Here is a 20772-nt window from a genome sequence, read left to right on the forward strand (position 1 = left end):
CAGGTTGGCGTGAATTTTTCGCTCTGATTGCCTGCTCTGCGACACTAACCGGACAGAGGTCGACATCATCATACACCTCAACGCAGCGGCTGGCGCTCAGAGGCGAAAAATTCACAGCAGGAACTACGCTTTGGTCAGGGTGACCGGTACGCTTTTATACGCCGGAGTCAAACTTTGTGTATCTACTGCATCCAGCGAAAGCAGGACATTCGCTTCAGGCAGATAAGCGCCAATTGAGCCAGCCGCCATGTTGTAAATCACCACCGTTAAGCCGTACATGATGCGATCCGCGCAGGGCTGACCGTTGTCGTCCAGCGCCTGAACGTTGACCACATCACCCTGGCTCAGACCGCGGCTCGTCGCTTCTTCGGCGCTTAAAAACACCACATCCCGACGGCCAGTAATGCCACGATAGCGATCGTTCATCCCATAAATCGTGGTGTTGTACTGATCGTGGCTACGCAGCGTTGCCAGAACCAGTGCATCAGCAGGCTGATGTTCCCGCTCTACCGCCCGCTGATGGCTGACGATAAAGTTGGCTTTGCCATTCTCCGTTCGCCATTCACGGCGCGAAGCAGGTGTATCCATACGAAATCCGCCCGGCTCGGCAATACGTGCGTTGTAATCGTGGAACGCCGGGATCACGGCTTCAATGGCGTCACGGATCAGCGCGTAGTCCCCGGTAAATGCTTCCCAGTTGATCGGAGAATGCGGCAGCGTGGCACGCGCCATGCCCGCCACAATCGCGGGTTCCGATTTTAGCCAGCGGGAAGCCGGCTTCAGCGCGCCACAGGAAGCGTGAACCATCGACATAGAATCTTCGACGGTCACTGACTGGATCCCCGTCGCCTGCATGTCGCGCTCCGTTCGGCCTAATGCAGGTAGCAGGTAGTTATGCTTTGCCATCAGCAGATGCGATCTGTTCAGTTTGGTCGCCACATGGACCTGCAGATCCAGATTTTTCATCGCCGCAAAGGTACGCTGCGGCTGGGGCATCGCTACCGCCAGATTGCCGCCCATGCAGATGAGCGCTTTTGCGTCTCCCCGCTCGATGGCCCGAATGCTTTCCACGCTGGAGCGTCCATGTTTGCGCGGAACATGGATAGAAAAATGCTTCTCAAGTCGTTGCAGGAAGTCTTCGGACGCCGCTTCGTTGATCCCTACAGAACGATCGCCCTGCACATTAGAATGGCCGCGTAACGGGCAGATCCCCGCCCCCGGCTTACCCATATTGCCTTTCAGCAGCAACAGATTTACCAGTTGCTGAACGTTCTCGGTGCCGTTTTTATGCTGAGTTATGCCCAGACCATAACAAACAATCGTGGCGCTGGATTTACTGTAGCTGTGCGCCAGATCTTCCATCTGACTACGCGTCAGACCCGAGTCCTGTTCCAGCTCCGCCCAGTTATGCTGACGTAAGTCGTCATACAGCGCTGCATATCCCGCGGTATGTTGGTCGATAAACGCATGATCGAGCGTCGGCTGCTGATCCAGTAGGATCCGCGCTTCGTCCATTTCGATCAGCGCCTTCATTATGCCTTTGAGCAACGAGGCGTCTCCGCCCATTTTTACCTGGTAGTAGTCGTTGCTCAGCTCCGTAGCCTGACCGGTGAACATCTCTTTCGCGCTTTGCGGGAAGCTAAAGCGCTCAAGCCCCCTTTCGTTCAGCGGGTTGATGGAGATAATTTTGGCTCCACGTTTGGCAACGTCGCGTAAGGTGGTCAGCATGCGTGGATGGTTAGTACCAGGGTTATGCCCGATACAAATCACCAGATCGCAGTGGTCAAAATCATCAAGTTCAACGGTCCCTTTCCCAAGGCCAATGGCCGGCGTTAGCCCTACGCTGGTAGGTCCGTGGCACATGTTTGAGCAATCAGGAAAGTTGCTGCTACCATATTCGCGGGCAAACAGCTGATACAGGAACGCCGCCTCATTTGACGTTCTGCCGGAGGTATAAAACTCAACCTGTTGTGCTGAGTCATAGCTGCGCAGACGCTCGCCGATCTCCCGAAAGGCGATATCCCAATCCACCGCCTGCCAGGTGTCAGACACTGCATCGTATTTCATTGGATGCGTCAAACGACCAATGTTTTCCAGTTCATAATCGCTGTAGTGCCAGAGTGTGGAAACCGGGTGACGGCTGAAAAATTCCGGTGACGCTTTCTTACTGGTTGTCTCCCAGGAGACCGCCTTAACGCCATTTTCGCACAGCTCCATTGGCGCACGATGCCCGGGGTCCGGCCACGCACAGCCCGGACAGTCGAACCCTTTCACCTGGTTCATTTTGAACATCGCGATAATGTCGCGCGCGACAGCCTTTTGCGAAAACACCGAAGCAGTGACGGCTTTTACCGCACCCCACCCACCCGCAGGGCCCTGATAACCGCTTACTCCTGGAACACCATTTTTCATTATTACTGCTTATTCACCGCCAATTTTTGATGGTGAATACGGTAGCAATTTCCGTCCAACATTGATTTCCTCTTCATGGAGTACGGGCCAGGTACAATGAACGGGTTAGATTTATCTTCCCCTTTCAGCACAAAGCGACATAAAGTCCCAATCTGTTAAATTGAGTTCTACCTAACTGCTACACTGCATCAACACAACCACTCAGAAGGCAGGTCAATATGTCAGACAATACCTATCAGCCCGCGAAAGTCTGGACGTGGGAAAAATCGAACGGCGGCGCTTTCGCCAATATCAACCGTCCTGTTTCCGGTGCCACCCACGAAAAAACGCTGCCGGTTGGCAAGCATCCGCTGCAGCTCTATTCGTTGGGTACACCAAACGGGCAGAAAGTGACGATTATGTTGGAGGAGTTACTGGCGCAGGGCGTGAAGGGCGCGGAATACGATGCCTGGATTATTCGCATTGGCGATGGCGATCAGTTTTCCAGCGGCTTTGTTGAGGTGAATCCGAACTCGAAGATCCCGGCACTGCGCGACCACTCGCAAAACCCACCGGTTCGCGTATTCGAATCTGGCGCAATTCTGCTCTATCTGGCGGAAAAATATGGTTATTTCCTGCCGCAGGATTTGGCAAAACGTACTGAAACGCTGAACTGGTTGTTCTGGTTACAGGGTGCGGCGCCGTTCCTCGGCGGTGGTTTTGGTCACTTCTATAACTATGCGCCGGTAAAAATCGAGTACGCTATTAACCGCTTCACGATGGAAGCCAAACGCTTACTCGACGTACTGGACAAGCAGTTAGCACAGAATCAGTTTGTGGCAGGAGATGAATACACCATTGCCGATATGGCGGTTTGGCCGTGGTTTGGCAATGTGGTGCTGGGCAACGTGTACGACGCGGCAGAGTTCCTCGATGCAGGAAGTTACAAGCACGTGCAGCGCTGGGCAAAAGAGGTTGCCGTGCGTCCGGCAGTTAAGCGAGGTCGTATTGTAAACCGCACTAACGGGCCGCTGAACGAGCAGCTTCATGAACGTCATGACGCCAGCGACTTCGACACCAATACCGAAGATAAGCGCCAGGGTTAACGCAAGATGCCGGATGGCGGCATAAATGCCTTATCCGGCCTACATAGAAGGCGTAGGCCTGATAAGCGTAACGCCATCAGGCACTAACCGATTGTCACGCGCTGGTGACGTCGTACTCCATGCGGCGAAGTGCGTCTAACGTGGCTTTAGCTTCATCTTCATCAATGATGCTCATGGCGAACCCTACGTGCACCAGCACCCATTGCCCGACCAGCTCAGCGGTATCACCTTCACAAATCAGGGCAATATTGACATCACGTTTGATGCCGCACACTTCAACCTGCGCAAGCTGGTGAATATCTTCACCAACGGCCAGAACCTGACCAGGGACTCCAATACACATATCTGACTCCGCCCCATAGCAACCTATGGGTTATTCGACTTCAATACTTTTCACTTTCAGTGAATCGCCTGCATCAACCCGCAGACGATCGCCCTGACATAGTGGACACTGCTCATCATGCTGGGTGATTTCCACAACCTGACTGCAATCCCAGCACCATGCCTGGGCTGGTTTGTAATCAATATGCAGCTCACACCCTTGCGCCAGCGTGCCCTGACAGACGATGTCGAAACTGAAACGGACGGCGCTCTCTTCAACGCACGAGAGCGCTCCGATTTCCAGCCAAACGCCGGTTACACGTTTGACACCGTGCTGCTCTGCCTGCTGTTGAACAATCTCAACCGCGCTCTGACAAAGGGACAGCTCATGCATTTTCGCAGTTCCGACGACCCAGCAGCAGCGCGCGGCGATTTAGCTGCGGCGCATTCGGATCGCTCACCGGCAGCGATAACAGCATGCGCGCGCAATCGTCAGTCAGACGCACACCTTCTTGCGCCGACATACTGTGCGAAAGCGGCGACATCAGTGAACAGGAAAGGTATTGCGATACGCCCTCCAGTTCACCAACGGTAAAGGTCATCTCGCCATACGGCAGACGCAGCCCGATTTTTTCGCTGACTTTACGCACCGGCCAGATCTGGTCCGGTCCGGGGAAAATCAGTGCGCTGAGCATCCAGGGTGTGATAACACACCCCGTCCACTGTCCTTCAAACAGCGTAAAATCAGAAACATATACCGGCATGTTCGGATGCAAGAAAGAGAGATCGTGCATCGAACGCCGGGCAACCTCTTCAAACGCTGCCTGAATCTGCGTCTTCGGGGCCGTCTGAAAACCGACAAACTCCTCAGACATGAGCCGCCTCCCGAGGGATCGCTTCAACGCCTGATTCGCGAAGCGCGGCAAGAACCTGCTCCAGCGCAGGTTCAATCATCGCTTCAACCGTTGGCGTTAGCCCGATATGCGGTTCCAACGATTCCGGAATAACGCCGACTAAGGTCAGCTTTTTCGGAAACTCGCCGGTAAAACGCAGGGCCGACAATACGTCGGCCAGGCCAAGCTGGTGCGGTGAGATTTTGTTGGTAAACAGCGCTGGGATCTCTTCATCCCGCAGGACCATCATCGTTCCTGGCGTGTTTTTCTTCGACACAATGGCGTCAGCAATGATCAGATGATCTCTGTTCGCCATATCGCCGAGAAGCTCCATCCCAGCCGTACCACCGTCCAGAACATCAACAAAGTCTGGCAGGATGTACCGTTGCTCTAATGCCTCAACGATACGTACCCCGATGGCTTCGTCGGTCAGCAAAATATTGCCGACCCCTAAGACTAATATCCGCATTACAGAACCTTAACTGAGACCACTTCGTTCCCGTCAACGTCCACCACATGCACCGCACATGACATACAAGGGTCGAAGGAGTGAATGGTACGAACCACTTCCAGCGGTTTGTTTGGATCGGCAATCGGCGTACCTACCAGCGAGCGCTCATACGGTCCCACTTCATCATTAAAGTTACGTGGGCCAGAGTTCCAGGTTGACGGTACAACCGCCTGGTAGTTGCTGATAATGCCGTCTTTAATCACCATCCAGTGAGACAGCATACCGCGTGGCGCTTCGAGGAAACCAACACCTTTGAATTCGCCTGTTGCCGGAATATCCGGTTTCACGAAGGTGGTGTGGTCGCCTTTACCGATGTTCACAATCAGCGCGTTGTACTGATCCTGCAGAACGTTCTGCAGTTCACAGCAGTGAACAGTACGGCCAATAATACGGCCCAGCGTAGAGTGCAACTGCGACACTTCGATAGTTTTACCGGTCAGCTTGGTGTAAATCGCGATGATTTCATTCAGCTTGGCATGGGTAGACTCGCGTTTGGCCGCCAGTTTACACAGCATGTTAGCCAGCGGACCCACTTCAACCGTTTTGCCGTAGAAGGTCGGCGCTTTAACCCAGGAGTATTTGCCGTCGTCTGACCAACCGGTGTAGTCAGGAACCGTTGTGCCTTCCCACGGAGCCTGCGGCGCTTCGTCTTTGTACCACGCGTGTTTCGCACTCTCCTGAATCCCTTTGATCAGGTACTCATCGGAGTGAGAGGTGATCGGACGATAGGTCGACAGATCGGCATCGGTGATGTAACCGCCCGGGAACAGGAAGCTGCCGTTTTTACCGTCTGTCGGGAATTCCGGCGCACTCAGGTAGTTAACCGCACCCTGACCACGTTCCAGCCACTCAGGATAGAACGCAGCAATAACCGCGGTATCAACCTTGTACACCTGCTCAACGAAGTCGCTCAGCTTATCGATGAAGGACTTGATGTACATCAGGCGTTCAAGGTTCAGCACACCGAGGCCGTCAAGGTTAATTGGGTTAGCAACCCCACCTACCGCCAGGTTCTGGATGTGCGGCGTTTTACCGCCCAACAGTGCCACAACGCGGTTGGCATCACGCTGGCATTCCAGCGCCTGCAGGTAGTGTGCGACCGCAATCAGGTTCACTTCCGGCGGCAACTGCATTGCCGGATGACCCCAGCAACCGTTAGCAAAAATGCCTAACTGACCGCTGGCAACAAGGTCTTTGATCTTGTTCTGAACCTTGGTGAACTCTTCTGCGCTGTTCAGGTGCCAGGAGGACACGCCGTTCAGCATGGCAGACGCTTTCGCTGGGTCAGCTTTCAGGGCAGAGGTGATATCCACCCAGTCCAGCGCAGACAGCTGATAGAAGTGAACAATGTGGTCATGCGTGGTGTGCGCGGCCAGAATGATGTTACGGATATACTGTGCGTTCACCGGAACATCAATATTCAGCGCACTTTCTGCTGCACGAACGGAAGAGATAGCGTGAGTGGTCGTACAAACACCACAGATACGCTGCACAATCATCCAGGCATCGCGCGGATCGCGGTTTTTCACGATCTCTTCCATGCCGCGCCACATGGTACCGGAAGCCCATGCTTTAGATACCACGCCATTTTCGATTTCGCAGTCGATGCGTAAATGACCCTCAATACGGGTTACCGGATCAATAGTAATTCTCTGGCTCATGCTTTGCTCGCCTCATGACGATTTTGATCGTTTTGTTTTAAAGGAGGAAGTATCGGCAGTAGACGAATGAGTACGATGTATGCACAAATCTCAATAGCCACAAAACCAATAGAAATCAACAGCTCTTCCCAGGTCGGGAAGTAGTGGTAGCCACCACCAGGATTGAACGCCACCAGCGAATAGGACAGACGCCATGTTGCACAACCCAGCAACGCGCTCAGCGCAGACAGATACAGCATGCGCGAGTCATTACGCAGCTTAGTGACGCGCAGCACCACCAGTGGGATGACCATCAGCACGACTTCAAGCCAGAACATCAGGGAGTAAAGATCGCCTGAGAACGCATAGGACAGCTTGTCGCGATAGATCAGTTCGCCAAAGCGCAGGACGACGAAAATCGCCAGCAGCACGCTGATGGTATTCGTCAGCTTGATGAACAAACTTTTCTCGTCCGGACCGTTACCTTTCAGACCGGCTTGTACCAACGAGCCTTCAAAGATGACGATCGAGAAGCCCATAATAAAGGCGGTTAATACCGAGAAAAGCGGCAGCATTTCATAAGCTTGCCATAGCGGATGCACCTTATAACCCGCAGAAATCATCAATGAACCCATTGAAGACTGGTGCATGGTTGGCAGCAGCGCGCCGAGGGCAATAATAAAGAACATCACTTTATTCAAACGTTTGAGGGAAACTTTCCACCCCAAGCGTTCAAACAGAGCCGGAGCAAATTCCAGCGCCATGATGCCGATATAGATGGTCATACAGACCGCCGTTTCGAACAGTACCGAGTTCACGTTGAAGTGGCCCGGAATGTAGAAATACGGCAGGTTCCAGTAACGACCGACGTCAATGGTGATCGACAGACCACCCAACGAGTAGCCAAACAGACTCGCCAGCAGCGCCGGACGAACCAACGGATGGTATTGCCCTCTGTTGAAAACGTACACCGCCCACGCCAGCGCCCAACCACCGCACGCGAAGCCAGTACCAATCAACAGGTCAAACGCGATCCATACACCCCATGGGAAACCGCCGTTCAGATCGGAGACTGAGCCCAGTCCGAAGACCAGACGTTTCACGATCAGGAGCATACACAGGACGATAAGCGGCCCAAAAATAATGACCGGTTTGCTGATTATTTTTCCGCCCAGCGGTTTAGGATCATGACTCATGATCGTCTCCTCCATCGTGATGGTCGTTTTTCGTGTTACGACGAACCAGCACGGTTAAGCCCGCCAGCGCAGCCAGGGGTAATATCATGCCCTTGTACAGGGAATGTTGAACATGTTCGGAACGCGCACCAGTTGAAAGATCATCCAGCTTCGGCAGATCCAAATCCTCGTAAGGAACACCCGTCAGTACCATAACCTGCGTACCACCGCCTTCTTTCTCACCGTACAGGTGCGGGTAGTACTTCGGTACCGTATGCAGATAGGTATCGCCTGCTTTCACCGTCTGACGCGGATAGTGGTATTCGCTACCTGGCTTCAGCGCGAGACGTTTTTTCGCCTCAGCCATCAGCTCTTCACGCGTACCAAAAATCACCGCACCGGCTGGGCACACTTCAACACAACCCGGTAAACCACCTTTGTCCAGACGCTCAACGCCTTTCTGGTTACACAGTTCACATTTGTGAAGTGCACCAAACGGGTTGTTGTAGTCGTACTTAGGCACGTTGTACGGGCAGGCGACCATGCAGTAACGACAGCCCGTGCAGACATCTTTGTCATAATGGACGATGCCGGTTTTCGGATCTTTCTTCAGCGCGGAGACCGGGCAAACGGAAACGCAGTTCGGATCAACACAGTGCATGCACTGTTTCTTGATGTATGCGTAACCATTTTCTTCCTGGTCTTTGTTAACGCCTGTTCCGCTACGCCACACCTGAATGATGTTATTGGTATACGGCGACAGTTTGTCGTTGTTCGACCAGGTTTGCTCGCCTTCCGGGTTACGCGCCGGGAAGTTGATATCCTGACACTTGGTGACACAGGCCTGGCAGCCTACGCACAGCGTCGAGTCATAGAGCATCCCAAGAGAACCAGGGATCGGCGGACGGTTTTCTGCAGCCGCATGGCTGATGGACGGCGCTGCGCCCAACAGCAATGCCCCGCTGGAGGCTGCTTTAATAAAGTTACGTCTGTTCACGGTTATTCTCCCCGTGAGTCAGCGTTATCTTTCTTCTGCTGACGCCCCAGTTCACGAACCGCCATCACGCTGACACCGGCAACCAGTCCTACTACGCCACCCAGCAGTCCAATCGCTCCGGCAGAAACATTGCCGCCTTCTTTCATGTTGACGTCAGGTTTCTCGGAACGCGGCGTTTGGTTTTCCACATGAGCAAGCTGGTGAATACCTTTATGGAAGCCGACGCCTTCTTCGTTACAGCCGTAGCAAGGGTGACCGATAGCCACCGGCCACACGCCGCCCACATCGCAGAATTGCAGCGTTGAGCAGTTGCCGTAGGTTTCTGGTCCTTTACAGCCCAGATGGTAGAGGCACCAACCTTCACGGTGGCCTTCATCACCAAACTCTTTAGCAAAACGACCAGCATCGAAGTGCGGGCGACGTTCGCAGTGTTCGTGAATCAAACGGCCATAGGCGAATGTCGGACGGTTTTTGGTATCCAGCTTCGGCGGCTTACCATAAGTGATGATATGCGCGACCGTTGCGAGGAAGTTATGCGGGTTCGGCGGACAGCCGGGGATGTTGATGATGGTTTTGCCTGGCAGAACTTCTTGCAGGCCGACGGCACCCGTTGGGTTAACGCCAGCGGCAGCAACACCACCCCACGCGGCGCAAGAGCCGATGGCAATGATAGCGGCTGCGCCTTCTGCGGCCCGGCGGATGTGATCCACGATCGGCTCGCCGGCAACCATGCAGTAAATACCATTATCTTTCAGTGGGATAGAACCATCTACTACCAGAACATATTGCCCTTTGTACTTCTCCAGAGCGTTATGTTTGTTCTCTTCGACCTGATGGCCGAAGGCGGCAGAGAGCACCTCATGGTATTCCAGAGAGATTGTCTCCAGAACGAGGTTTTCCACTGTAGGGTGTGTCGCGCGAAGCAGCGATTCAGTACAACCCGTACACTCCTGAGCACCAATCCAGATAACCGGTGGGCGCTGAGGACGAGAAACTGATTCGGCCATTTCTGCGGCGGCTTTGCTACTGAGCCCCATGGTAGCGGCCAGTGCTGCACAAAGCTTCATGAAATCACGGCGATTAATGCCGCTCGAATTGATGAGAGAGTTATCTCCAGTCATTTTATAGTTATTCCGTTGCGAAGACCTGGCTTTTATTTTGCACCATTCGCATGTTGCATATTGCGATCGGCGCGCCATTACCACACTTTTTATATGGTTATGTGCATTATAATACTTCGGCGGAGCAACAAAACGAAGGCGTAGGTCAATAGTGTAATTAATTAAAGCAAGATAATACCCCTTTCGGATCAAGCTTCGAGTCGATAGCCGGCCATGAAAAACCGAATTGTTGTACTGGACTGGTTCTCTTTAAAGAAATCCATCACCATCTCTTTATCCAGCCCATAACGGCGCGTCAGGATCCCTGCTTCCCACGCGCTGAGCTGTCGATCGCCCGTTTTTTCAAACATTCGATGTGAAAATCCCAGCACAAAACCACGCTTATAATCCGCACAAAAATTCGCCACTGAGCGTGCACTGTCCGCACTTGAGGCGTTTAATCCGGCCATCAGACCTTTACCAAAATGGTTGTCCATGCATAACCTCCAATCGCTATATAATAAATTATATAGCGATTTTTTAAGCAAAAACCAGAGGTATCACGAACTTTTTATAACGGCTTAAAAGGACACCCACTCATCCGTTTTAGCGGCCGCAGACGTTTTGCTGTCTGCTGAAGAGGAAGTGGTTTGGCTGGCTGCGTATTGCACATCATTAGCGGAAAGGCGGAACTGTTGCACCGAGCGTTGCAGCTCCTCTGTTTGTCGTTCCAGCGCCACTGCCGCGGCGGAAACTTGTTCTACCAGCGCAGCATTCTGTTGCGTTACGCTGTCCATCTGCGTGATCGCCACGCTCACCTGCGAGATACCCTTATTCTGTTCTTCCGAGGCAGAGGCAATTTGCTTCATGATGACAGTCACTTCGGTGGCGCCGCGCAGAATCGCCTCCATGGTTAATCCTGTTTCTTTAACCAGACGAGCACCCTGATCAACACGACGCGATGACTCGCCAATCAGCGTCTCAATCTCTTTCGCCGCCCCGGCGCTGCGACTGGCAAGGTTACGTACTTCACCGGCGACGACGGCAAAACCGCGCCCCTGCTCGCCTGCCCTGGCTGCTTCAACCGCCGCGTTCAGCGCCAGAATGTTGGTCTGGAAAGCAATGCTATTAATAACTGACGTGATTTCCGCGATCTGTTTAGAGCTGGCGGCAATGCCGTCCATCGTCTCTACCACTTCTGAAACCAACGTGCTCCCTTTGCCTGCCGTTTCTGTGGCCGTATCGGCAAGTTGGCTGGCTTCACGCGCATTTTCTGCGTTCAGTTTTACCGTTGCGGTCAGTTGCTCCATGCTGGCAGCGGTCTCTTCCAGTGCCGCAGCCTGCTCTTCAGTACGTGAGGAGAGATCGTTATTGCCGGTCGAAATTTCCGTCGCCCCTCGCCAGATGTTGTCACTACCTGAACGGATGGTACTGACGGCTTCACGTAGGCTATCCTGCATCGCGCACAATAACGGCACCAGTTGACCCACACAGTTACGACCAAAATCTTCGATGGGATGGCTGAGATCGCCCTGCGCAATCTGCTGGAACTGTTGGCGAATACGTCCCAGCGGTTTCACCATCATGGAAACAAGGTAGCGGTCGGTAAAGAAAAGGAGGGCAATCCCAAGGATAACGGCGGTGATAATTAGCGTCCGGATGATAGAGGTTTTGCCATCGACCATCACGCGGGTGGTATCGAGTCGCTCACCTGCCGTGGCGTTAAAACGCTCGGCACTGGCGCCAAATTCACGGCTCAACGCAGGTGTAATAGTGCTGGCATGCTCAGCAAAGGCCGTAAGCGTTCCCTGCTGCGCCAGCTGCATTTGCGGGATCACGCCGTTGTCCAGCAGCGCCTGCCACTTCGTCAGTACTGCGTTAGCGACGTCAGGGTCCATAGGGCCCGGAGATAATGTTTTCATCTCCTGGAGTTTTTTGCTCATATTCTCCAGGGACTGTTGCGCTGGCGCAAAATCAGGCGTTCCGCCACTCATTTTGACATCCATGGCGCGACTTAAGCGCGTTACGAAGCGAAAGTACTGATCGTTGCCCTGACTGAGAACCGTCATCTGATGGACAAGATGACGGTCAATATCATTGCCTTCAGATATTTTTGATAACGAATGAAGACTGAATAAACCCACGCCCGACCAGAGCAGGCAAAAAAGTCCCAGTATTGCCAACATGACAATACGAATAGTGAAGTTTTTCAGCAAACGCATAATAATTTCCTTGCCGTTGATGAGGAATTCGCCATCAGGCGATACTTATCCTTGTTATCGGCAGGCAGTAGAGAAGATATAATGCGTTCTTTATTTTTTTACTTTCTTAAGTACATCCACTATCTCTCCACACTATATCAATATGAATGCTAATGAAATTAGGTAGCATTATTATTCAGGTAATTAGTTATAAGCATTAAATAATCTATTGTTTTCTATCGCAAATATTTGTTAAACCACGCAAGAGTACGTTCCCAGGCTAAATCAGCGGCAGCTTTATCATAACGGGGGGTCGAATCGTTGTGAAAGCCATGATTAACACCGGGATAGATATAGGCTTCATAGACTTTCTTATTGGCCTTAAGCGCCGCTTCATAGGCAGGCCATCCCTCATTAATACGTGTGTCTAATTGCGCATAGTGCAGTAATAAAGGCGCGTTTATTTTAGGGACATCTGATGCAGGAACCTGCCGCCCATAAAAAGGCACCGCGCAGGCCAGTTCAGGGAAAGCCACAGCAGCGGCATTCGACACACCACCACCGTAGCAAAATCCGGTAATACCTACCTTTCCCGTCGTCCCTGAATAATGTTGCATAAATTCAATGGCGGCAAAAAAATCATTCATCAACTTTACGGGATCAACCTGCTGCTGCAATTCCCGACCTTTATCATCATTGCCAGGATATCCTCCTACCGAACTTAATCCATCCGGTGCAAGTACCATAAAGCCCGCCTTCGCCACCCGTCTCGCCACATCTTCAATATACGGATTCAGCCCACGATTCTCATGCACTACCACCACCGCCGGAACTTTCCCTGTCACCTTCGCAGGTTTAACTAAATATCCCCGCACATCACCATGCCCTTCAGGCGAAGGATAGGTTATATATTCCGCCAGAATATCGGGATCGGTAAATTCTACCTGCGTTGCGAGGGCATAATTGGGTTTCAATAAATTGAATAAAGCCAACGCCGTCATGCCACCCACTGCATATTTCGCTGCCAGATTGAGAAACTCGCGTTTCGTTATTTTGCCATGCGCGTAATAGTCATAGTAGTCGAGCAGTTCTTGCGGAAAATCTTTGGCAGTCAAACGCGGCATCGTCGCACTCCTGATTGATGTTTTTTTAAGCAAAGCACAGTGACCTGTTTTTGCCCAGTTTTTCATCTCAGTGTGACCTGGTGAACGGGATATTCACCGTGAACCCGCTAGAATAGAAACGTTGTTTCGAAATTCACCTGCACTAAGGAGATCTCATGGCCTGGTTTGCCAATCCTGAACGTTACGAGCAGATGCTCTATCGTTACTGTGGGCGCAGCGGTTTGCGTTTACCCGCGCTATCGCTGGGTTTATGGCACAGTTTTGGGCACGTTCAGGCGCTGGATTCACAGCGCGCCCTGTTGCGTAAAGCATTTGATTTAGGCATCACGCATTTTGATTTAGCCAATAACTATGGGCCGCCACCAGGCAGCGCAGAAGAGAATTTTGGCCGATTACTGCGCGAGGATTTTGCACACTATCGCGATGAACTGATTATCTCCACCAAGGCAGGCTATGACATGTGGCCTGGGCCATACGGTTCTGGCGGTTCGCGCAAATACCTGCTCGCCAGCCTCGACCAGAGTCTGAAACGCATGGGTCTCGACTATGTCGATATCTTCTACTCTCACCGCGTTGACGAAAATACGCCAATGGAAGAGACCGCCTCGGCGCTGGCCCACGCCGTGCAAAGCGGTAAAGCGCTGTATGTCGGCATCTCATCCTATTCTCCGGAACGTACGCAGAAAATGGCCGAGTTGATGCGGGAATGGAAAATTCCATTGCTGATCCATCAGCCGTCTTACAACCTGCTTAACCGCTGGGTAGACAGCAGCGGCCTGCTGGATACTCTGGAATCCAACGGCATGGGCTGCATCGCATTTACGCCGCTGGCTCAGGGACTGCTGACGGGGAAATACCTCAACGGTATTCCGGAAGGTTCACGCATGCAGCGTGAAGGGAAAAAAGTTCGTGGGTTAACGGAAAACATGCTGACGGAAGAAAACCTTACCAGCCTGCGCTTGCTTAATGAGATGGCGCAACAGCGTGGACAGTCGATGGCACAAATGGCCTTAAGCTGGCTGCTAAAAGACAACAGGGTAACGTCGGTATTGATTGGCGCCAGTCGACCGGAGCAACTGGAAGAAAACGTTCAGGCGCTGGCGAATCTGACGTTCAGCGCCGAAGAACTGGCGCAGATCGATAAGCACGTCGCGGACGGTAAGCTGAACCTGTGGCAGGCCTCATCTGACAAATAACCGTAGGTAACACCGTGCCGGGTGGCGGCGTTAGCCTCCCCGGTACGTAATACGGGCCAGCCAGTCCCTCACACCTCTTCTGCTTTGATTTCTGGGCGCTGATATTCCGGCCACACCAGCGCGACAAGTGCAGGATAGGCTTCCAGGCTGAACTCCCTGAAGCACTGACGTAAGTTAAGCACGTCCAAATCGGCATGCGGGACTTTCTCGCCACTCAGACAGCGTTTTTTAATATTGTCGTAATATTTATACACCGCAGAGTTGAGATCGCTGCAACGCCGCTGTGCATCAAATAGCCCTGGCGTCTCATTCAGCTCCACCATTGTCATCCGTTTGATCGTCGAGTGGATAAAATCGATATATTCGTGATTGACACGCCAATACCAAACCGGAGTAATCGAATTCATCAGTACCGAGAAATGATCTTCACCCTCTTCTTTACTCAGTATTTCCGGCTGGTTTTCAGCGTATCCATTTTCTGCATTACGGTTTTTATTTGCACTGCGCATCAACAAAAGTACCCCGCAGGTCAGCAATAGCAGGGTAATAACAGAATAAAATATACTGTTCATATACTGGCTCCATTTTTTTTGATTTTAAAATTACGCCATGCTATTGTCAACGCGGCATGGTTTATTTAAAACAACATATCATTGGCATCAAAGGATATTTCAACATGCTTCCCGAGCATCTTGTTCCCTCGCGTTTTCACTTATCCAGCTCACCTGACAATACCACCTCCACAGATAATAGTGAAAATTTGACTCAGGGGAAGATAACATTAAGCGATTACGAATCCGATATTTTGATTAGCTCTGCTGCTACCGGCCAGTCACGAAATATGCTATTTGAAGAGTGCGACCGCCATTTAAAAGAGCGTCTATTTCGTGCAGCAAAAATTGAGTCATTCTCTCGCCTGCTCAATTCACTACAGGCAGAAGGCGACATTAATGCACAAGAATTAAGTAAAATTTTGACTCAAAAAACAGCCATCATAAATGAACAGGGCAACAAAATTTGGCTTAATTTAATTACCCGTGAGACCAGCGACCCTATTTTTTATTCTCTGGAAGAGAAATAAAATGAAAGATGTTGAGGATAATAATGTTTATTTGGCTTTAGATAACCATAAAAGCGATGAGTTTGTCTTAAAGAAAAATTTAGCCGTGTTGATTGCCAATAAAACCGCGACACTGGAAAGCGTTGCTCAGGAGATAGTCTCTATTCCCGCTGCACTGGTGCGGATGAAATGGCAAAATCGCCGTGAAATTTACTCGCTACAGGCTAAAGAAGAGATCTACGGTGCCGCGATCGAAGCCATTATGGAGCAGCAACCAGAACTGCGGGACAAAATCATGGCCCGACTGGAAAGCACCTACCAGCATATACTCGCGCGGGAAACGGCCACCTTACGCCTGACGCGAAAGCTGTCTGAAGGGAACTACGAACCCACCAGGATAACCACGGTCGCGTTAGATGAGAACAGATAAGAACAAGTGTGCGAGGGAGTTGAATCAGGAGAGACACGCCGGGTAAGGCGGCAACCATTACCCGGCAATGAGGAAGATTACTTCGCTTTCACAGTCTCTTCGCCAACCAGACCAATCTTCAGGAAGCCCGCCTGATGCAGCGTATCCATCACCTTCATCATGGTCTCATAATCAACGGTTTTATCTGCCCGGAAGAAAATCGTGGTGTCTTTCTTCCCGTCAGTTAACGCATTTAGCTCGTTAATCATGGTTTCATCCGTCACCTGATTGTTGCCAATAAACATACTCTTATCGGCTTTAACTGACAGGTAAACCGGTTTTTCCGGACGCGGCTGCGGCGTGCTGGTGGAGGCAGGGAGATTCACCTTCACATCTACGGTTGCCAACGGCGCGGCAACCATAAAGATGATCAATAAAACCAACATAACGTCGATAAACGGCGTCACGTTGATTTCATGCATTTCACCGTTATCGTCCAGGTTTTCATTAAAGCTCATAGCCATGGAACATTATCCTACACGTAATTTCTGCGCTGAACGTACCGGATGCGCGGACGCGCTTGCATTCAGGTCCAGATCGCGACTTTGCAGCAACAGCACCTGTGCCGCGACGTCGCCCAGCATCGCTTTATAGCTGCCAATCTGACGTGCGAAAATGTTGTAGATAACAACCGCTGGAATTGCTGCGACCAGACCGATTGCGGTCGCTAACAGCGCTTCTGCAATACCCGGCGCAACAACGGCGAGGTTGGTCGTTTGAGTTTGTGCAATCCCGATGAAGCTATTCATGATGCCCCATACGGTACCGAACAGACCGACGAATGGAGAGATAGCCCCGATGGTGGCCAGGTATCCGTTACCGCGGCCCATATGACGACCTACCGCCGCCACACGACGCTCCAGACGGAAGCCGGTACGCTCTTTAATGCCTTCGTTATCGTCGCTGCCTTCTGACAGTTCCAGCTCGTTCTGCGCTTCGTTAATCAACTGTGCGCCCAGGCTTTTGCCATCGAATCCTGCGGCAATTTCACTTGCCTGATCTAAAGAGCGGGCTTCCGCCAGCAGTTGCTGTTCACGCTTAAGGCGGCGTTTCTGAGTAAAGAACTCAAGGCTCTTACTAAAGAAGATAGCCCAGGTGACCACTGACGCCAAAATCAGCCCAATCATCACGCACTTAACCACGATATCGGCGTGCTGATACATACCCCAGACGGAAAGATCCGTCTGCATCAAATTATTACCCACTCTGTATCTCCAGGACGCAAATCACAAAATCTGAGCGTAATCATATCAAAACGACGTCGAATTGATAGTCGTTCTCATTACTATTTACATATTGCCGCACCTTTGGTTTCTTTTCCTTGCGCTTACGCAGTAAAAAAGTCACCAGAAGCATTTTGAGATTATTTTCTACTGTATGACCGTTCTGCAGGATGCGTCATCTTTGATTCATGGTAGTTTAGACATCCAGACGTATAAAAACAGGTAAGACAACATGGCAGATAAACAACTTGAAACCAAACTCGTTCACGCAGGACGCAGTAAAAAGTACACGCTGGGCTCGGTAAATAGCGTGATCCAGCGCGCTTCTTCGCTGGTTTTTGACACCGTAGAGGCTAAAAAACAGGCCACGCACAACCGGGCGAACGGTGCGCTTTTCTATGGGCGTCGCGGAACCCTGACGCATTTCTCTCTGCAGGAAGCGATGTGCGAACTGGAAGGTGGTGCGGGTTGCGCGCTGTTCCCCTGCGGTGCGGCGGCCGTTGCCAACACCATCCTTGCCTTTGTGGAGCAAGGGGATCATGTGCTGATGACCAACACAGCCTATGAACCCAGTCAGGATTTCTGTACCAAAATTCTCGGCAAGCTCGGCGTGTCCACCGGCTGGTTCGATCCGCTGGTTGGCGCCGATATCGTTAAGCACATACAGCCGAACACGAAAGTCGTATTTCTGGAATCTCCCGGCTCTGTCACTATGGAAGTGCATGATGTTCCAGCTATTGTTGCCGCCGTCAGAAGCGTCGCGCCGGATGCAATCATCATGATTGATAACACCTGGGCTGCCGGGGTGCTGTTCAAAGCGTTGGATTTTGGCATTGATATCTCTATTCAGGCAGGCACCAAATATCTGATTGGTCATTCTGACGGCATGGTCGGCACGGCAGTATCTAATGCCCGCTGCTGGGATCAACTGCGCGAAAATGCCTATCTGATGGGGCAAATGCTGGACGCCGATACCGCCTATATGACCAGCCGTGGACTGCGTACGCTGAGCGTTCGCCTGCGTCAGCACCATGAAAGCAGCTTAAAGGTCGCCGAGTGGCTGGCCAGCCATCCGCAGGTCGCCCGCGTGAACCACCCGGCACTGCCCGGCAGTAAAGGGCATAAATTCTGGAAGCGTGATTTTACCGGCAGCAGCGGCCTGTTCTCCTTTGTATTGAATAAGAAGCTCAATAATGAGGAGCTTGCTGCGTATCTGGATCACTTCAGCCTGTTCAGTATGGCCTACTCCTGGGGCGGTTTTGAGTCGCTGATTCTCGCCAACCAGCCGGAACACATTGCGGCAATCCGTCCGCAAGGCGAGGTGGATTTCAGCGGAACGCTCATCCGTTTACATATCGGTTTAGAGAATGTTGACGATCTGATTGCCGATTTGGCCGCAGGATTTGCCCGAATCGAGTAAAATTGCCACAGATGGACATATATGCAGACACTTCTGGTGGAAAAGTCTGCAATTGTTGCGTCCGGGATCAAGGCATCCCGGGCAATTCAGGAGTACAATCCACACATAAATGCTGTTCCACAGGAAAGTCCATGGTAGTCATTCAAGATATTGTCTCCGCGCTCTGGCAACACGATTTTGCCGCACTGGCGGATCCGCACGTTGTGAGCGTGGTGTACTTCGTCATGTTCGCCACGCTGTTTTTAGAAAATGGCCTGCTGCCCGCCTCCTTTTTACCCGGAGACAGCCTGTTATTACTGGCAGGAGCGCTGATCGCTCAGGACGTGATGAGTTTTTTACCTACCATAGCTATTCTGACGGCCGCAGCCAGTCTGGGCTGCTGGCTGAGTTATATTCAGGGACGCTGGCTAGGCAACACGCGCACGGTGAAAGGCTGGTTGGCGCAATTACCGGAAAAATACCATCAGCGCGCGACCTGCATGTTTGACCAACACGGTCTGATGGCGCTGCTGGCAGGGCGTTTCCTGGCGTTTGTTCGCACCTTGCTGCCAACGATGGCGGGCATTTCAGGGCTTCCTAACCGTCGGTTCCAGTTTTTTAACTGGCTGAGTGGCCTGCTGTGGGTCACCGTCGTCACCAGTTTCGGCTATGCGCTGAGCATGATCCCGTTCGTTAAACGCCATGAAGATCAGGTGATGACCTTTCTAATGATCCTGCCGATTGCCCTGTTAACCGCAGGTCTGTTGGGAACATTGTTCGTGGTGATTAAAAAAAAATACTGTAGCGCCTGAGTATTATCCGTGGCCGGGGTAATTCCCGGCATTATGCCTGATGGCGCGCGGTTTTAAGGCCTACAAGAAATCAACTCCCCTGCATCATACGAATTCTTGCCGCATCTTCCCCCGGCGTTACGCCAAAGAAACGTTTGAACTCCCGACTGAATTGCGATGCGCTCTCATAGCCGACGCGCATGGCAGCCGCACTGGCCTTCATCCCATCGTGAACCATCATCATCCGTGCTTTATGCAGGCGATAGCTCTTAAGATATTGCAGCGGCGACGTGCTGGTCACCGCTTTAAAATTATGATGAAACGCCGACACGCTCATGTTCGCCTCTGCCGCCAGCTGTTCTACATTGAGGTTTTCGGTGTACTTGGTTTCAATCCGCTTCAGCACCCGGCTTATCAAACTGAAATGCGTCTGGCGACTGACCAGAGCAAGTAACGCGCCGCCGCGCGGTCCGGTCAGCACATGGTAGAGGATCTCGCGAATAATCTGTTTCCCCAGGATGCGCGCATCCAGCGGTCGCTCCATCACATCCAGCAGGCGCTCAGCAGCGCAGAGAATTTCGTCAGAGAGCGTTGCAGAGTTAATCCCGCTGGCCGCCATGGCGGGCTGGAACAGCTCGTCTTCCCCAATGTCCATCAGCAGCTCCTGCAATTGCAGGATATCGACATTCAGATAAATACCGGCCAGAGGAACCTCCGGCGTCGCATAGGTTTCACATTCAAAGGGTAAAGGTACGGTTAGCAGCAGGTATTCGTTGGCGTCATAGCGAAATACGCGCTCATTGATGTAACCAATTTTATGTCCCGAAAAGAGAAATATGATGCCTGGCTGATACATGACCGGTGTACGCGCCGCCGGCTCCGTACCGTGTAGCAGGCGGACATCTGGCAGCAGTTCGTTAAGTCTATTTTCATTGCTTTTCAGCTGCTTAATTTTATCTGTCAGCAGAAGACAGATCTCATCACGGTTCATGGGGCACCATTTCATCATCGGTTTTCGACCCTGACATAATGCGCAGATTTATCCGTTTTCTCCAGCAGTCTGTAGAAATGGGCAAGACATCGGCAGAAATGAGCATTGAGAGCAACGCGGCGGGCGACCACAATGTTCATCATCCGGCAGACACTCACCTGCCCTCTTTTATTACCCACTAAAG

At 51.9% G+C, this 20772-nt stretch carries 23 protein-coding genes; 7 read left to right on the plus strand and 16 right to left on the minus strand.

What is annotated here, in order from left to right; all coding sequences use genetic code 11:
- Window positions 1-123: 123 nt before the first annotated feature.
- Window positions 124-2412, minus strand: a complete 2289-nt coding sequence (locus tag OGY08_RS12855) for an FdhF/YdeP family oxidoreductase (RefSeq protein WP_125362899.1) — start codon at window positions 2410-2412, stop codon at window positions 124-126.
- Between the two features lie 218 nt (window positions 2413-2630).
- On the opposite strand from OGY08_RS12855, the gene yghU reads away from it, so the two are divergent.
- Window positions 2631-3497, plus strand: a complete 867-nt coding sequence (gene yghU / locus OGY08_RS12860) for a glutathione-dependent disulfide-bond oxidoreductase (RefSeq protein ID WP_125362898.1) — start codon at window positions 2631-2633, stop codon at window positions 3495-3497.
- A gap of 94 nt (window positions 3498-3591) precedes the next feature.
- Here yghU and hybG read toward each other — a convergent pair whose 3' ends face one another.
- From hybG to yghX, 11 genes are all read right to left on the minus strand, one after another.
- Window positions 3592-3840 (minus strand): hydrogenase maturation factor HybG, encoded by a 249-nt coding sequence (hybG, locus tag OGY08_RS12865; RefSeq protein ID WP_003024459.1) that lies wholly within the window; start codon window positions 3838-3840, stop codon window positions 3592-3594.
- Window positions 3841-3870: 30 nt separating this feature from the next.
- Window positions 3871-4212, minus strand: a complete 342-nt coding sequence (gene hypA, locus OGY08_RS12870; protein WP_057068492.1) for a hydrogenase maturation nickel metallochaperone HypA — start codon at window positions 4210-4212, stop codon at window positions 3871-3873.
- The gene (gene hybE, locus OGY08_RS12875; protein WP_008785804.1) at window positions 4205-4693 is read right to left on the minus strand and encodes a hydrogenase-2 assembly chaperone; all 489 of its coding nucleotides are present in this window, start codon (window positions 4691-4693) and stop codon (window positions 4205-4207) included. Before hybE ends, hypA begins: the two co-directional genes overlap by 8 nt.
- Window positions 4686-5180, minus strand: a complete 495-nt coding sequence (locus tag OGY08_RS12880) for a HyaD/HybD family hydrogenase maturation endopeptidase (protein WP_032944999.1) — start codon at window positions 5178-5180, stop codon at window positions 4686-4688. The genes hybE and OGY08_RS12880 overlap by 8 nt, the downstream gene beginning before the upstream one ends.
- Window positions 5180-6883: a hydrogenase 2 large subunit gene (gene hybC, locus OGY08_RS12885; RefSeq protein ID WP_003828353.1), complete on the minus strand. Its 1704-nt coding sequence runs from the start codon at window positions 6881-6883 to the stop codon at window positions 5180-5182. The genes OGY08_RS12880 and hybC overlap by 1 nt, the downstream gene beginning before the upstream one ends.
- Window positions 6880-8058 (minus strand): Ni/Fe-hydrogenase cytochrome b subunit, encoded by a 1179-nt coding sequence (gene hybB / locus OGY08_RS12890; RefSeq protein WP_286565897.1) that lies wholly within the window; start codon window positions 8056-8058, stop codon window positions 6880-6882. The genes hybC and hybB overlap by 4 nt, the downstream gene beginning before the upstream one ends.
- On the minus strand, window positions 8048-9034 hold the full coding sequence (gene hybA, locus OGY08_RS12895) for a hydrogenase 2 operon protein HybA (RefSeq protein ID WP_003828357.1): 987 nt from the start codon (window positions 9032-9034) through the stop codon (window positions 8048-8050). The genes hybB and hybA overlap by 11 nt, the downstream gene beginning before the upstream one ends.
- A gap of 2 nt (window positions 9035-9036) precedes the next feature.
- Complete coding sequence (hybO, locus tag OGY08_RS12900) at window positions 9037-10155, minus strand: hydrogenase 2 small subunit (protein ID WP_003024486.1); 1119 nt, start codon at window positions 10153-10155, stop codon at window positions 9037-9039.
- 188 nt (window positions 10156-10343) lie between these two features.
- Window positions 10344-10631 carry a DUF2623 family protein gene (locus OGY08_RS12905; RefSeq protein ID WP_003024490.1) on the minus strand — a complete coding sequence of 96 codons (288 nt, stop codon included), beginning with the start codon at window positions 10629-10631 and terminating at the stop codon, window positions 10344-10346.
- 84 nt (window positions 10632-10715) lie between these two features.
- Entirely contained in the window at window positions 10716-12356 is a 1641-nt protein-coding gene (locus OGY08_RS12910) for a methyl-accepting chemotaxis protein (RefSeq protein ID WP_008785806.1), read from the minus strand.
- A 215-nt stretch (window positions 12357-12571) separates the two neighbouring features.
- Window positions 12572-13459 (minus strand): YghX family hydrolase, encoded by an 888-nt coding sequence (gene yghX / locus OGY08_RS12915; RefSeq protein WP_125362914.1) that lies wholly within the window; start codon window positions 13457-13459, stop codon window positions 12572-12574.
- Window positions 13460-13614: 155 nt separating this feature from the next.
- On the opposite strand from yghX, the gene OGY08_RS12920 reads away from it, so the two are divergent.
- A complete protein-coding gene (locus OGY08_RS12920; protein ID WP_032945003.1) occupies window positions 13615-14655 on the plus strand; it encodes an aldo/keto reductase in 1041 nt (346 codons plus the stop codon).
- A 68-nt stretch (window positions 14656-14723) separates the two neighbouring features.
- Here OGY08_RS12920 and OGY08_RS12925 read toward each other — a convergent pair whose 3' ends face one another.
- Complete coding sequence (locus OGY08_RS12925; RefSeq protein WP_008785809.1) at window positions 14724-15227, minus strand: ESA_00282 family adhesion-associated protein; 504 nt, start codon at window positions 15225-15227, stop codon at window positions 14724-14726.
- Between the two features lie 104 nt (window positions 15228-15331).
- Between OGY08_RS12925 and OGY08_RS12930 the strand changes: the two genes are divergently transcribed.
- Both OGY08_RS12930 and OGY08_RS12935 read left to right on the plus strand, forming a co-directional pair.
- On the plus strand, window positions 15332-15736 hold the full coding sequence (locus OGY08_RS12930) for a hypothetical protein (protein ID WP_008785810.1): 405 nt from the start codon (window positions 15332-15334) through the stop codon (window positions 15734-15736).
- Window position 15737: 1 nt separating this feature from the next.
- On the plus strand, window positions 15738-16145 hold the full coding sequence (locus OGY08_RS12935; RefSeq protein WP_125362897.1) for a cytoplasmic protein: 408 nt from the start codon (window positions 15738-15740) through the stop codon (window positions 16143-16145).
- 77 nt (window positions 16146-16222) lie between these two features.
- Here OGY08_RS12935 and exbD read toward each other — a convergent pair whose 3' ends face one another.
- Window positions 16223-16648 carry a TonB system transport protein ExbD gene (gene exbD / locus OGY08_RS12940; RefSeq protein WP_008785812.1) on the minus strand — a complete coding sequence of 142 codons (426 nt, stop codon included), beginning with the start codon at window positions 16646-16648 and terminating at the stop codon, window positions 16223-16225.
- A 6-nt stretch (window positions 16649-16654) separates the two neighbouring features.
- Window positions 16655-17389 carry a tol-pal system-associated acyl-CoA thioesterase gene (exbB, locus tag OGY08_RS12945; protein WP_032945006.1) on the minus strand — a complete coding sequence of 245 codons (735 nt, stop codon included), beginning with the start codon at window positions 17387-17389 and terminating at the stop codon, window positions 16655-16657.
- 250 nt (window positions 17390-17639) lie between these two features.
- Between exbB and metC the strand changes: the two genes are divergently transcribed.
- Together metC and yghB are read left to right on the plus strand one after the other, a co-directional pair.
- Window positions 17640-18827: a cystathionine beta-lyase gene (gene metC / locus OGY08_RS12950; RefSeq protein WP_125362896.1), complete on the plus strand. Its 1188-nt coding sequence runs from the start codon at window positions 17640-17642 to the stop codon at window positions 18825-18827.
- Between the two features lie 131 nt (window positions 18828-18958).
- Window positions 18959-19618, plus strand: a complete 660-nt coding sequence (gene yghB, locus OGY08_RS12955; RefSeq protein ID WP_003024510.1) for a DedA family general envelope maintenance protein YghB — start codon at window positions 18959-18961, stop codon at window positions 19616-19618.
- Window positions 19619-19688: 70 nt separating this feature from the next.
- Here the strand turns inward: yghB and OGY08_RS12960 are convergent, their stop codons facing one another.
- A complete protein-coding gene (locus OGY08_RS12960; protein WP_125362895.1) occupies window positions 19689-20588 on the minus strand; it encodes an AraC family transcriptional regulator in 900 nt (299 codons plus the stop codon).
- A 38-nt stretch (window positions 20589-20626) separates the two neighbouring features.
- Between OGY08_RS12960 and OGY08_RS12965 the strand changes: the two genes are divergently transcribed.
- Window positions 20627-20770 (plus strand): hypothetical protein, encoded by a 144-nt coding sequence (locus tag OGY08_RS12965; protein WP_286565898.1) that lies wholly within the window; start codon window positions 20627-20629, stop codon window positions 20768-20770.
- Window positions 20771-20772 lie beyond the last annotated feature (2 nt).

The organism is Citrobacter sp. Cpo069 (assembly GCF_030332785.1).
Taxonomy (GTDB): Bacteria; Pseudomonadota; Gammaproteobacteria; order Enterobacterales; family Enterobacteriaceae; genus Citrobacter; species Citrobacter portucalensis.